Annotated in this window: 11 protein-coding genes and 1 pseudogene; all 12 read left to right on the top strand. The window is 71.3% G+C overall.

What is annotated here, in order from left to right; translation table 11 throughout:
• Nucleotides 1-4 precede the first annotated feature (4 nt).
• Entirely contained in the window at nt 5-364 is a 360-nt protein-coding gene (locus ACZ4WZ_RS07285; protein ID WP_388938929.1) for a DUF4233 domain-containing protein, read from the top strand.
• 64 nt (nt 365-428) lie between these two features.
• Nucleotides 429-839 carry a nucleoside-diphosphate kinase gene (ndk, locus tag ACZ4WZ_RS07280; protein ID WP_467886235.1) on the top strand — a complete coding sequence of 137 codons (411 nt, stop codon included), beginning with the start codon at nt 429-431 and terminating at the stop codon, nt 837-839.
• 305 nt (nt 840-1,144) lie between these two features.
• On the top strand, nt 1,145-2,164 hold the full coding sequence (locus ACZ4WZ_RS07275) for a rod shape-determining protein (protein ID WP_030008578.1): 1,020 nt from the start codon (nt 1,145-1,147) through the stop codon (nt 2,162-2,164).
• Nucleotides 2,165-2,331: 167 nt separating this feature from the next.
• Nucleotides 2,332-3,282 (top strand): rod shape-determining protein MreC, encoded by a 951-nt coding sequence (gene mreC / locus ACZ4WZ_RS07270; protein WP_467886232.1) that lies wholly within the window; start codon nt 2,332-2,334, stop codon nt 3,280-3,282.
• Between the two features lie 3 nt (nt 3,283-3,285).
• The gene (gene mreD / locus ACZ4WZ_RS07265) at nt 3,286-3,981 is read left to right on the top strand and encodes a rod shape-determining protein MreD (RefSeq protein WP_467886229.1); all 696 of its coding nucleotides are present in this window, start codon (nt 3,286-3,288) and stop codon (nt 3,979-3,981) included.
• A 16-nt stretch (nt 3,982-3,997) separates the two neighbouring features.
• Nucleotides 3,998-6,163, top strand: coding sequence for a penicillin-binding protein 2 (gene mrdA, locus ACZ4WZ_RS07260; RefSeq protein ID WP_388938933.1), 2,166 nt, complete (start codon nt 3,998-4,000; stop codon nt 6,161-6,163).
• A 9-nt stretch (nt 6,164-6,172) separates the two neighbouring features.
• Entirely contained in the window at nt 6,173-7,372 is a 1,200-nt protein-coding gene (gene rodA, locus ACZ4WZ_RS07255) for a rod shape-determining protein RodA (RefSeq protein WP_467886612.1), read from the top strand.
• Between the two features lie 81 nt (nt 7,373-7,453).
• Nucleotides 7,454-9,118, top strand: coding sequence for a CYTH and CHAD domain-containing protein (locus ACZ4WZ_RS07250; RefSeq protein ID WP_467886225.1), 1,665 nt, complete (start codon nt 7,454-7,456; stop codon nt 9,116-9,118).
• Nucleotides 9,119-9,232: 114 nt separating this feature from the next.
• Nucleotides 9,233-11,158 (top strand): TIGR03960 family B12-binding radical SAM protein, encoded by a 1,926-nt coding sequence (locus ACZ4WZ_RS07245; RefSeq protein WP_388938936.1) that lies wholly within the window; start codon nt 9,233-9,235, stop codon nt 11,156-11,158.
• 140 nt (nt 11,159-11,298) lie between these two features.
• Complete coding sequence (locus tag ACZ4WZ_RS07240) at nt 11,299-12,309, top strand: hypothetical protein (RefSeq protein ID WP_467886223.1); 1,011 nt, start codon at nt 11,299-11,301, stop codon at nt 12,307-12,309.
• A gap of 109 nt (nt 12,310-12,418) precedes the next feature.
• Nucleotides 12,419-13,198 carry a TIGR03936 family radical SAM-associated protein gene (locus ACZ4WZ_RS07235; protein ID WP_467886220.1) on the top strand — a complete coding sequence of 260 codons (780 nt, stop codon included), beginning with the start codon at nt 12,419-12,421 and terminating at the stop codon, nt 13,196-13,198.
• 232 nt (nt 13,199-13,430) lie between these two features.
• A pseudogene (locus ACZ4WZ_RS07230) lies at nt 13,431-13,965 on the top strand (hypothetical protein); the annotation flags it as partial.

Raw genomic sequence — 13,965 nt, 5'->3', positions numbered from 1 at the left:
ATCGATGCGCACGCTCTGCGCGAGCACGCTGATCGGTGAATTCTTCATCGTCGGCTTCGCGGGCCTGGTGGCCATGAAGAACCCGGACCTGACCCAGGCCGAGGTGTGGACGGTCTGCGGTGTGACGATGCTGCTGTCGGTGCTGCTGTGCGGGATGCTCTCGCGTCCCGGCGCGGTGCAGATCGGCTGGGCGCTGCAGATCGGGCTGATCGCGAGCGGTTTCGTGGTCCCGACGATGTTCTTCCTGGGCGCGGTCTTCGCGGGCCTGTGGTGGTGCTCGGTGCACTACGGCCGCAAGATCGACGCGATCAAGGCGAGCTGGGCCGCCCGTCAGGCGGAAGCCGCCGCTCCTGACGCTGCGTGACGGTTCACCGTTTCGGCCCTGTAGATTCGTCGCACCGCACCCGTTTGCCGCAAGGAGCACCCACATGACCCAGCGCACTCTCGTCATCCTCAAGCCCGACGCCGTCCGTCGCGGGCTGGTCGGCGAGATCATCGGCCGCATCGAGCGGAAGGCCGGCTGGACCATCCCGGCGATGGAGCTGCGCACGCTCGACGCGCAGACCCTGGAGGCCCACTACGGTGAGCACAAGGGCAAGGCCTTCTACGAGCCCCTGATGGGCTTCATGGCGAGCGGCCCGGTCGTCGTCCTGGTGGTGGAAGGGGAACGTGCGATCGAGGGTGTCCGCCAGCTGGCCGGGCCCACCGACCCGATCGCCGCGGCGCCCGGTTCCATCCGCGGGGACTTCGGCACCATCGTCCGCGAGAACCTGATCCACGCCTCGGATTCCGAGGAGTCCGCGGAGCGCGAGCTGAAGCTCTTCTTCCCCGCGCTCTGATTTCCGGGAACAGTCCTTCCTGACGAGACATCAGCCGAATAGCGCTCATGACCTGGGGCGACCGAAGTAATTTCGGTCGCCCTTCGGTATTGCGGGTGTCGGCCGGGAACGCATGGCAAGGACACGACGTCACCAATCAGGGGGCGGGTTTCCGTTCCGGCACGATCGCCGGAGTCCCGTCGCGCGGTACCGGTACTGGCGGCACTACGATGGGGCCTCCACCCACACACCCACCTCGCCGACCTGACAGCAGCCGCTATCAACTGGAAGGCCAGACGCTCCTCATGGGGAACAAGGGGAACAACATGTCGTTCATCGGCCGTGACATGGCGATCGACCTCGGGACCGCCAACACGCTGGTGTACGTGAGGGGCCGGGGAATCGTTCTGAACGAGCCGTCCGTGGTCGCCATCAACACGAACACCGGTGGAATCCTGGCGGTCGGCTCCGAGGCGAAGAAGATGATCGGCCGGACGCCCGGCAACATCGTCGCCGTACGGCCCCTCAAGGACGGCGTGATCGCCGACTTCGAGATCACCGAGCGCATGCTCCGGTACTTCATCCTCAAGATCCACAAGCGTCGCTACCTGGCGCGCCCGCGCGTCGTGGTCTGCGTGCCCTCCGGCATCACCGGGGTGGAGCGGCGCGCCGTCATCGAGGCGTCCACGCAGGCCGGCGCCCGCCAGGTGCACATCATCGAGGAGCCCATGGCCGCCGCCATCGGCTCGGGCCTGCCCGTCCACGAGGCCACCGGCAACATGGTCGTGGACATCGGCGGCGGCACCACCGAGGTCGCCGTCATCTCCCTCGGCGGAATCGTCACGGCACAGTCCATCCGGGTGGCCGGCGACGAGCTGGACAACGCGATCATCCAGCACATCAAGAAGGAGTACTCGCTCCTCCTCGGCGAGCGCACCGCCGAGCAGATCAAGATCACGATCGGGTCGGCGTACGACCTCGACAAGGACGAGCACACCGAGATCCGCGGCCGCGACCTGGTCTCCGGCCTCCCGAAGACCGTCGTCATCTCCGCCGCCGAGGTGCGCAAGGCCATCGAGGAGCCGGTCAACTCCATCGTGGACGCCGTCAAGACCACCCTCGACAAGTGCCCGCCGGAACTGTCCGGCGACATCATGGACCGCGGCATCGTCCTCACCGGCGGCGGAGCCCTGCTGCGCGGCCTCGACGAGCGGCTGCGCCGCGAGACGGGCATGCCGATCCACATCGCCGAGGACCCCCTCGACTCGGTGGCCCTCGGCTCCGGCAAGTGCGTCGAGGAGTTCGAAGCCCTCCAGCAGGTCCTGGACGCCCAGCCCCGGCGGTGATCAAACCCCCTCCAACGGGGCATGCGGAACACAAGGATCCGCCGTACGGGTGCTACCGCGCCGGTGCGGCGGATCGTTGATATACAGGCACAGTCCGGCGCGGCCCCGGCTCCGCCGGAGCGACTCCGCCGCACGGGTTTTCTACGAGGAAGGCACGGCCGCCGCACGTGAGGGACACACGAGAGAGCCGGCTGCTCCTGGTGCTGCTGATCGCCATCGCGTTCGCATTGATCACGGTGGACATCAGAGCGGGCGAGGAGTCACCGGTCGACGGTGCCCGCAAGGCCGCGGCAGCGGTCTTCGGTCCGGTCGAGAAGGGCGTCGCCACCGCGGTGGGCCCGGTCGCCAACGCCATAGGGGCCGTACGCGACTCCGACGAGCGCCACAACCGCATCACCCGGCTGGAACGCGAGAACGCCCTCCTGAAGACCAGGATGGGCAGCGACGAGCGGGCCAAGAGCCGCATCCACGAGCTCGACGAGATGCTCAAGCGCGCCGGCGCCGGACAGTACGGCATCAAGGGGGCCGAAGTCATCGCCATAGGGTCCGCCCAGGGCTTCTCCTGGACCGTCACCATCGACGCCGGCAGCAAGGACGGCATCGAGCGCGACATGACCGTCCTCAACGGCGACGGCCTCGTCGGCCGGGTGACCACCGTCGGCCCCGACACCTCCACCGTGCTGCTCGCCAACGACCCCGACTTCACCGTCGGCACCCGCCTGGAGCAGAGCGGCGAACTGGGCTTCGCCACCGGCCAGGGCGACCGCGCGCTGTCGGTCCAGATGCTCAACGGCCGCGCCAAGGTCAGCCCCGGCGACCGCCTGGTCACCTTCGGCTCCCGCGCCAACAAGCCCTTCGTACCCGGCGTCCCGCTCGGCGAGGTCGTCCGAGTCGACCCCTCCAACGGCGGCCTCACCCGCACCATCCACGTCCGCCCCTTCGTCGGCTTCTCCCGCCTCGACATCGTCGGCGTGGTCGTCGTACCGCCCCGCGAAGACCCGCGCGACGCCGTCCTGCCGCCCAAGCCCGAACCCCCCAAGCCCACACCGACGGTCACCGTCACGGTCACGCCCTCCCCGAGCGTCTCCGGCCGGCCCGCGGACGAGGAGGAACGCTGATCCATGCGCTTCAACCGGATCCTGCTCTCCGCCACCCTCGTCGTGGTGGCCCTCGTCATCCAGGTCACCGTCCTGGGGCGGCTCCAGCTCCCCGGCGCCGTCCCCGACCTGATGCTGCTCACGGTCGTCGCCCTGTCCCTGGTGTACGGGCCGACCTCCGGCGCCCTCCTCGGCTTCGGCGCCGGACTCCTCGCGGACCTGGCCCCGCCCGCCGACCACGCGGCGGGCCGCTACGCCCTCGTCCTGTGCATCATCGGCTACCTCGTGGGACTGGCCCGCCCCGACAACGGCCGGTTCCGCTCCGCCTGGGGCCCGATGCTCACCGTGCTCGCCGCCGCCGTCGGCTCGATCCTGCTCTACGTCGGCGTGGGCGCCCTGGTCGGCGACACCGCCGAACGTCACGTCGGCCTCGGCGGGCTGCTGTTCACCGCCGTCCTCTACGACCTGCTGCTGGCCCCCTTCACGGTGCCGTGGATCATGGCCCTCGCCCGCCGGGCCGAGAACGACCCGATGGCCGTCGAAGCCAACGGCGGCCCGCCGCAGGGCGCCGACGTGTCCTCCGGCTGGCTCGCCGGCGGCACCGGCCTCAGCATCGGCAGCCGGCGCGGCGGCCTGCGGCTGCGCACCGCCCGCGGCCGCGCGAACCGGGCCGGCCGGATAAAGGGCGTCAAAGGCGTGAAGAACGTCAAGAAGCTGTGACGGGGGAGAACGAGGCATGACCAACATTCCCGAGACCGGCCGCACCCCCCGGGTGCAGATCCGGCTCGTCATCATCCAGATCCTCGTCTTCTCCCTGCTCTGCACCCTCGGCGGCCGGCTCTGGTACCTCCAGATCCGCAACGGCCACGAGTACGCCGACGAGGCCAGGAGCAACCACGTCCAGCGCGTGGTGCAGCCCGCCGTGCGCGGCTCCATCCTGGACGCCCGCGGCGTCCCCCTCGCCGACAACGAGACCCGCCTGGTCGTCTCCGCCTCCCGCACCGAGCTGATGCGGATAAAGGACCGGGGCAAGGCCGTCCTGACCCGCCTCGCCGGAGTCCTGGACATGAAGCCGCAGGACGTCATGGACAAGATCCGGCTCTGCGACTCCCAGACCCCCAAGCCCTGCTGGAACGGCTCCCCGTACCAGCCGATCCCGGTCACCATGGAGGCCACCACCCAGCAGGCCCTCCAGATCCGCGAACGCCCCGAGGACTTCCCCGGCATCACCGCCGAACCGACCGCGGTGCGCCGCTACCCCGCGCCCGGCGCCGCCCGCACCGCGCAGGTCCTCGGCTACCTCTCGCCCGTCACCGACGACGAGATCCAGAAGGCCAAGGACACCGACTCGCCCCACCTGCGCTCCGACCAGGTCGGCCGCTCCGGGCTCGAGCGCACGTACGACAAGGAGCTGCGCGGCAAGGCGCAGGTCACCTCGTACGAGGTCGACAACCTCGGACGCGTCATGGACCAGACGAAGTCCGACCCCGGCGTCGCCGGATCCACCCTCGTCACCAGCATCGACGCCCGGGTCCAGTCCGTCGCCGAGTACGAGCTCGCCCAGGCGATGAAGGTCGTCCGCAAGGAGACCGACAACATCACCGGACGCAAGTACGAGGCCGACTCCGGCGCCGTCGTCGTCATGGAGACCAAGACCGGCCGCGTCGTCGCCATGGCCTCCCAGCCCGACTACGACCCCAACGCCTGGGTCGGCGGCATCTCCGGCCAGGACTACGCCAACCTCACCAGCAAGAACTCCAACTACCCGCTGCTCAACCGGGCCATTCAGGGCCAAGCCCCCGCCGGCTCCATCTTCAAGGTGGTCTCCGCGAGCGCCGCCGTCCGCGCCGGCTACGCCTTCAACGACAAGTACAACTGCAGCGCCTCCTACAACATGGGCGGCCGCAGCTTCGCGAACTTCGAGTCCAAGGGCCACGGCCCCATCACCCTCGGCGAAGCCCTCAAGTTCTCCTGCAACACCGTCTTCTACGCCCTCGGCCACAAGGAGTGGCAGCGCGACGGCGGCCTCGAACCCAAGAAGGACGCTCACGACTGGTTCTACCGGACCGCCCGTGAGTTCGGACTCGGCTCCGAGACCGGCATCGACCTGCCCAACGAGGTCACCGGACGCATCCCGGACCGCCAGTGGAAGCAGAACTTCTGGGCGGCCAACAAGGATTCCTGGTGCAAGCAGGGCAAGAAGGGCGGCACCTACGTCGAGCAGATCGCCTACGAAAGCTGCCTCGAAGGCAACCAGCTCAAGGCCTACGACAGCATCAACTTCGCCATCGGCCAGGGCGACGTCCTCGTCACCCCCATCCAGATGGCCACCGCCTACGCCGCCATCAGCAACGGCGGCACCCTCTACAACCCCACCGTCGGCAAGGCCGTGATCAGCCCCGACGGCAAGATCCAGGAGATCAAGCCCACCTCCCACGGCAAGCTGCCGGTCGACGCCAAGACCGTCGCCGACCTCGACAAGGGCCTGCGCATGGTCGTCGAACCCGGCGGCACCGCCGCCTGGCGGTTCGGCGGCTGGCCGCTGGACAGAATCCCGCTGCGGGCCAAGACGGGCACCGCCCAGGTCTACGGCAAGCAGACCACCTCCTGGCTGGCGACCTACACCGACGACTTCACCATCGTGATGACGATCTCCCAGGGCGGCACCGGCTCCGGAGCCTCGGGCCCCGCCGTGCGCAACATCTACAACGCGATGTACGGCCTCACCATGGACGGCAAGGACACCGGCAAGGCCCTCCTGCCCAAGCCGCAGGCCGAGCTGCCCACCGTCCACCCCGACGGCACCATCGACGCCCCCGAGATCCGGCCGTACGTGCCCCCGTCCCCGGAGGAGCTGGCGCCGCCCGCGCTCGCCGGCCCGCCGCCCCTGCGGCATGACTGAGACGTGATGATGCAGACCGCCAACAACTTCTCCGTATCCCGGTACGCGCCCCAGAAGGGCCCGCTCGCCCGGCTGACGGCCCGTGACTCGGTCCTGCGCCGCCTCGACTGGCCGATACTGCTGTCGGCGCTCGCCCTGTCCCTGATCGGCGCCGTGCTGGTGTGGTCGGCGACCCGCCACCGGGACACCCTCAACCAGGGCGACCCGCAGTACTTCCTCTGGCGCCACCTGCTCAACACCGGCATCGGCTTCCTCCTGATGATCGGGACGGTCCTCCTCGGCCACCGCAACCTGCGCGGGGCCGTCCCGGTCCTCTACGGGCTCTCGCTCCTGCTCGTCACGGCCGTGCTCACCCCGCTCGGCGCCACCATCAACGGCGCCCACGCCTGGATCGTCATCGGCGGCGGCTTCTCGCTCCAGCCCTCGGAGTTCGTGAAGGTCACGATCATCCTGGTGATGGCGATGCTGCTGGCGGCCCGGGTCGACGCCGGAGACCTGGAACATCCCGAGCACCGCACCGTGGTCAAGGCGCTGTGCCTGGCCGCCGCGCCCATGGGCATCGTCATGCTGATGCCCGACCTCGGGTCGGTCATGGTGATGGTCGTGATCGTGCTGGGAGTGCTGCTGGCCTCCGGCGCCTCCAACCGCTGGGTGGTCGGCCTGATCGGCGCCGGAACCGCCGGAGCCATCCTGATCTGGCAGCTGGGCGTCCTCGACCAGTACCAGATCAACCGCTTCGCCGCCTTCGCCAACCCCGAGCTCGACCCCGCCGGCGCCGGCTACAACACCAACCAGGCGCGCATCGCGATCGGCGGCGGCGGCCTCACGGGCTCCGGCCTGTTCAAGGGCCCCCAGACCACGGGCCAGTTCGTGCCCGAACAGCAGACCGACTTCGTGTTCACGGTCGCGGGGGAGGAGCTCGGCTTCATCGGCGGCATCCTCATCATCGGCCTGCTCGGAGTGGTCCTGTGGCGCGCCTGCATGATCGCCCGCGCCACCACCGAGCTGTACGGGACCATCGTGGCCGCCGGGATCATCGCCTGGTTCGCCTTCCAGGCCTTCGAGAACATCGGGATGAACCTCGGCATCATGCCGGTGGCCGGCCTGCCGCTGCCCTTCGTGTCCTACGGAGGATCGTCGATGTTCGCCGTCTGGGTGGCCGTCGGACTGCTCCAGTCGATCCGCGTGCAACGCCCCCTCTCGGCCTGAGCCACACCGTGCGGAGGGGGTCGTTCCGCCGAACGCCGAGGCCCTCTCCCACCGTGCTCCGATCGGGACTAGATTCGGTTCATGGCGGACACCAAGCGCGAGATGGAGCGGAAATTCGAGTTCCCGCGATCCGGCGGGAAGCGCTCCGGCACCACCGGTGACACCGACGGCGGCGCCGGCACGACCGGAAGCACCAAAGACACCGGCCGGGCGGCGAAACCCGGTGAGGGCGGCGAGGCGGCCGGGCACGGCAAGGCCGCCCGGCGCGCAGAGCCCCGGGCCGGCGCCCGGCAGGAGCTCCCCGACCTCACCGGCACCGCCGCCATCGCGGCCGTCCACGACCGGGGCACCGACCACCTCGACGCCGTCTACTACGACACCCCCGACCACCGGCTCGCCGCCGACGGCCTCACCCTGCGCCGCCGCACCGGCGGCGAGGACTCCGGCTGGCACCTCAAACTCCCCGTCGCCCCCGGGGTCCGCGACGAGGTCCACGCCCCCCTCGCCGACACCGTCCCGCCCGCCCTCGCCGCCCTGGTCCGCTCCCGGGTCCGCGACCACCGGCTCGAACCGCAGGTCCGGCTGCGCTCCGAACGCCGCACCAGCGACCTCCTCGACGCCGACGGCACCCTCCTCGCACAGCTCAGCACCGACACCGTCCACGCCGAACGGGGCGGGGCCATCGCGGACTGGACCGAGGTCGAGGTCGAACTCGCCGACGGCACCGGAGCCGCACTCCTCGACGCCGTCGAACAGACCTTCCAGAAGGCCGGGCTCAAGGTCTCCGAGGCCCCCTCCAAACTCGCCCGCGCCCTCGCCGAGACCGGCAGCGGGGCCCCCGCCCGCCCCGCGCCCGGCCCGGCCGACGGAACCGCCGGCGCGCACGTCCTCGCGTACCTGCGCCAGCAGGTGGACACACTGATCAGCTACGACCCGGCCGTACGACGCGACCAGCCCGACTCCGTGCACCGGATGCGGGTCGCCTCCCGGCGCCTGCGCAGCGCGTTCAAGACCTACCGCAAGATCCTCGACCGCGAGGTCACCGACCCCATCGGCGAAGAACTGCGCCGGCTCGGCACGGAACTCGGCGTCGACCGCGACCGGGAAGTCCTCCACGACCACCTCCGGGAAGCGGTCGCCGGCCTCCCCCACCCCCTCCTCGCCGGCCCCGTCCACAAGCGGCTGCGCACCTGGAACAGCACCAGCCGCTCCGCGTCGCGCCGCCGCGCCCTCGCCGCCCTCGACGACGCCCGGCACCTCACCCTCCTCGACACCCTGGAGGCCCTGCTCGCCGACCCGCCGCTGCTGCCCAGGGCCGCGAAACCCGCCGGCAAGGCCCTTCCCAAGGCGATCCTGCGCGACTACCGCAGGCTCGCCCGACGGGTCGACCGCGCCCTGACCCTCGACCCCGGCCAGGAACGCGACCGCGCCCTCCACGAGGCCCGCAAGGCCGCCAAACGCGCCCGCTACGGCGCGGAGGCCGCAGAACCCGCCCTCGGGAAGCCCGCCACGAAGTTCGCCAAGGCCATGGAGGCGGTCCAGGACGTGCTCGGCGAACACCAGGACAGCGTGGTCACCCGCACCGTCCTGCGCGACCTGGCCCACCAGGCCCACGGCGCCGGCGAGCCCTCCTTCACCTGGGGGCTCCTCCACGGCCGCGAGGAGGCCCGGGCCGAACGCGCCGAACGCGACCTCCCGGCCGTCTGGGCCCGGGCGTCGCGACCGAAGCTCCGCTCCTCCCTGTGAACGCGGGCCAGGTCCGGTGCGCGCTCCGCGCTTCGCCGGCCGCTGGGATTCAGGCGGCGGCTCCGAGCGGGTTACGCTTGAGAGTCGCCCCCCTGCCCGCTCACGAAGGTTGCTATGCCCGCCGAGTCAGTCTTCCCTCAGCTCGAGGCCCTGCTTCCGCACGTTCAGAAGCCGATCCAGTACGTCGGTGGTGAGCTGAACTCCACCGTCAAGGACTGGGACGCCTGTGACGTCCGCTGGGCACTCATGTACCCGGACGCCTACGAGGTGGGTCTGCCCAACCAGGGCGTCATGATCCTCTACGAGGTGCTGAACGAGCGCGAGGGCGTCCTCGCCGAGCGCACGTACTCGGTCTGGCCCGACCTGGAAGCCCTGATGCGCGAGCACCAGGTGCCCCAGTTCACCGTGGACAGCCACCGCCCCGTCTCCGCCTTCGACGTGTTCGGCCTGTCCTTCTCCACGGAGCTGGGCTACACCAACATGCTCACGGCGCTGGACCTCGCCGGCATCCCGCTGGAGTCCAAGGACCGGACGGTCGACCACCCCATCGTCCTCGCGGGCGGGCACGCGGCCTTCAACCCCGAGCCGATCGCGGAGTTCATCGACTGCGCGGTCATCGGCGACGGCGAGCAGGCCGTCCTCGACATGACCGAGATCATCCGCACCTGGAAGGCCGAAGGCCGCCCGGGCGGACGCGAGGAGGTCCTGCTGCGCCTCGCGAAGACCGGCAACGTGTACGTGCCGGGCTTCTACGACGTCGAGTACCTCGAGGACGGCCGCATCGGCCGTGTCGTCCCGAACCGCTCCGGCGTGCCGTGGCGCGTCTCCAAGCACACCGTCATGGACCTCGACGAGTGGCCGTACCCCAAGCAGCCCCTGGTCCCGCTCGCGGAGACCGTCCACGAGCGCATGTCCGTGGAGATCTTCCGCGGCTGCACCCGCGGCTGCCGTTTCTGCCAGGCCGGCATGATCACGCGCCCCGTGCGGGAGCGAAGCATCACCGGCATCGGCGAGATGGTCGAGAAGGGCCTCAAGGCGACGGGCTTCGAGGAGGTCGGCCTCCTCTCCCTGTCCTCCGCGGACCACACCGAGATCGCCGACATCGCCAAGGGCCTCGCCGACCGCTACAGCGACGACAAGGTCGGCCTGTCGCTGCCGTCGACCCGCGTGGACGCCTTCAACGTGGACCTGGCGAACGAGCTCACCCGCAACGGCCGCCGCTCCGGCCTGACCTTCGCCCCCGAGGGCGGCTCCGAGCGCATGCGCAAGGTCATCAACAAGATGGTCTCGGAAGAGGACCTGATCCGCACCGTCGCCACCGCCTACGGCAACGGCTGGCGCCAGGTGAAGCTGTACTTCATGTGCGGCCTGCCGACCGAGACCGACGAGGACGTCCTCCAGATCGGCGACATGGCGGTCAACGTCATCGCCAAGGGCCGCGAGGTCTCCGGCCAGAACGACATCCGCTGCACGGTGTCCATCGGCGGGTTCGTGCCGAAGCCGCACACCCCCTTCCAGTGGGCCCCGCAGCTGTCGGCCGAGGAGACGGACGCCCGTCTCGGCAAGCTCCGTGACAAGATCCGCGGCGACAAGAAGTACGGCCGCTCGATCGGCTTCCGCTACCACGACGGCAAGCCGGGCATCGTCGAGGGCCTCCTCTCGCGCGGCGACCGCCGCGTCGGCGACGTCATCCGCGCGGTCTACGAGGACGGCGGCCGTTTCGACGGCTGGCGCGAGCACTTCTCGTACGACCGCTGGATGCGGGCGGCGGAGAAGACCCTGCCGGCGTACGGCGTGGACGTGGCCTGGTACACCACCCGCGAGCGCACGTACGAGGAAGTACTGCCCTGGGACCACCTGGACTCCGGCCTGGACAAGGACTGGCTCTGGGAGGACTGGCAGGACGCCCTCGACGAGACCGAGGTCGAGGACTGCCGCTGGACCCCGTGCTTCGACTGTGGGGTCTGTCCTCAGATGCAGACGGAGATCCAGATCGGCCCGACCGGCAAGAAGCTGCTGCCGCTGTCGGTCGTGAAGTGAGCCCGGCCTCCGGCTGAGCCCTCCGCGCCGTGCCCCCACCGTCCGACGGTGGGGGCATGCGTGTTCGTGCGCCGGCCCTCCGGCCCGCACGGCCCGGGCCGGGGCGCAACGGAACTGCGGGTTCTGGTGTCCTTAGCGGCATGCGGATGGAAAAGCAGCAGGCGGCGCCGGGTGGGGACGGGTGCCTGACCGGAGTGGTCAGGGTGCCCGTGAAGATCGTGGCCGTGCTGGTGGTGCTGCCGGTGCGGGCCGTGTGGGACCTGCTCGTGCTGGGCGCGCGGGCCGCGCGGCGCCGTGTGCTGGCGCCACTGGGGCGGGCCGCCGGGTGGGTGCTCGCGCGGGTGTGGCGGTACGCGCTGAGGCCGCTGCTGCTCCTCCTCTTCTACTGGCCCTGGGCCGGACTGTGGCGCTACCTGGTCGTGCCCGTCTCCGGCGCCGCGTACACCTGGCTGCTGCGGCCCCTCGGGCTGGGGACCGCCTGGCTGTTCCTCTCCTTCGGGCGGTACGTGCTGGTGCCGCTCGGGACCGGGATCGCATGGGTGGTGCGGCACGTGGTGGTGCTGCCGTCGGGCTGGCTGTACCGCGAGGTGCTCACGCCGGCCGGGCACGGGCTGCGGTGGCTGGTGCGCTGGCTCTGGCGGCTGGTGTTCGTGTGGCCGTGGGTGGGCTTGTGGCGGTACGTCCTCCTGCCGGCCGGGCAGGGGCTGCGGTGGCTCGCGGGCTGGCTCTGGCGGCTGTTGTTCGTGTGGCCGTGGGTGGGGCTGTGGCGGTACGTGCTCCTGCCGCCGCTCTCCCTGCTGTACCGGTACGTACTCGCACCCCTAGGGCGCCTCCTCGACAGCGCCTGGCACCTCGCCGGCCGGATCACCCGCGCCCTCGGCCGCGGCCTGCGCCGGCTGTGGCGCGGCTGGGTCGTCCGGCCCGCCGCGTGGGTGTACCGGCAGGTGGCCACACCCCTCGGGCACGCCGTGCGCGAGGTGTGGCGTACCTCCCGTGCCGCGGTGCGCGAGGCGCGGGCCGAGGTCCGGCGCGTGCTGTTCGGGGGACCGCCCCGGGAACCGGCGAGGTCACGGGCGCGTACTCTGGGTAGTACGACAGCCGCCGACGCGGCACCCGCTCCCGAGATCTCCCTGCGCGAACGGCGGGGGTGAGCCGGACGGGTCGACAGACCTCAGGGTGGCGCGCGAGCCGCGCCGCCCCGCACAAGGAGAAGAACCACTGGGCAAGCGACAGCCCGAAGGCCCGCCTCCCGCACCGGTGGTGCAGCGCATCCGACTGCGCTACACCAAGCGTGGCCGCCTCCGGTTCACCAGCCACCGAGACTTCCAGCGCGCCTTCGAGCGGGCCCTGCGCCGCGCCGAGGTACCCATGGCGTACTCGGCCGGCTTCACCCCGCACCCCCGTGTCTCGTACGCGAACGCCGCCCCCACCGGGACCGGCAGCGAGGCCGAGTACCTCGAGATCGGCCTCGCCGAGGCACGTGACCCCGAGAAGCTCCGCGAGCTGCTCGACGAGTCCATGCCGGCCGGCCTCGACATCGTCGACGCCGTCGAGGCCCGTACCTCCGGGCTCGCGGACCGCCTGACGGCCTCCGTCTGGGAGCTGCGCCTGGAGGGCGTGGAGCCCGCCGACGCCGCGCGGGCGGTGGAGGTCTTCCTCGCCGCCGAGACGGTCGAGGTGCAGCGCCGGACCAAGAACGGCATGCGGACCTTCGACACCCGTGGGGCCGTCGTCAGTCTGGAGGCCCTTCCCGCCCCGGTTGATAGGCCGCTGGACCATGCCTGTGCGATACTGCGGCTGGTTGTTCGGCATTTGACACCTGTCGTGCGACCCGACGACGTCCTGTCCGGTCTCCACGCTGTGGCCGACCTGGCGCCGCCGGTCCCCGCAGCGGTGACCAGGCTGGCGCAGGGGCTCTTCGACGAGGAGTCCGGCACGGTGACCGACCCGCTCGCGCCCGACCGCGAAGCCGTCACGGCCGCCCCACCCACGGCCGCCGTGAATGCCGACGCGAAGGCGCCGGAAGGTCCCGCCGCGTAAGGAACGTCGTCGTCGCGCCGCCCTGGCACTCGGGAGCCACCTGGGTCGGGCAGCGCACAGACCTGAAGACTTCCGCCAGGCCGTACGGACAAGACGTACGGAACCGGCGGCCATGGACTACAGCTCCCGTGTGGCGAACGCGCCCCGGAGGCCGGCTCCGCGCCCTTCGCGCGGAGCCGTGCCGGACCGGACGTCAGCCGCGGCGCCCGGGAGCGTGACGGGAGAACCCCGCATGCTCAACAACGAAAACGAGAACACCCCCGCCGCCGACAGTGGCAGCCCCAGCGACAACCTGCCCCCGCGCAGGCGTCGCCGCGCGGCTTCCCGGCCGGCCGGCCCGCCCGGCGGCGTCGCCGCCGAGGCGCCCGTAGAGGCCGCCGCCGCTCCGGCGCCGGCCGTCGAAGAGGCTCCGGCCGCTCCGGCCCCGCGTGCCCGTCGCCGTGCGACGCGTGCCGTGGCCGCTCCTGCCGCGGAGGCGGCCGAGGTCGTCGTGGAGTCGGCTCCGGCGCCGGCCGTCGAGGAGGCTCCGGCCGCTCCGGCCCCGCGCACCCGCCGCCGTGCCACCCGTGCCACCACCGCTCCGGTCGCCGAGACCGCTCCGGAGGCCGCCGCCGAGACCGCCCCGGCCGCTTCCGCCCCGGCCGTCGAGGAGGCTCCGGCCGCTCCCGCGCCGCGTGCCCGTCGCCGTGCGACGCGTGCCGTGGCCGCTCCTGCCGCGGAGGCGGCCGAGGTCGTCGTGGAGTCGGCTCCGGCGCCGGCCGTCGAGG

The sequence above is a fragment of the Streptomyces sp. NPDC029122 genome (assembly GCF_055569445.1).
This window is presented reverse-complemented; position numbering and strand designations above follow the sequence as displayed.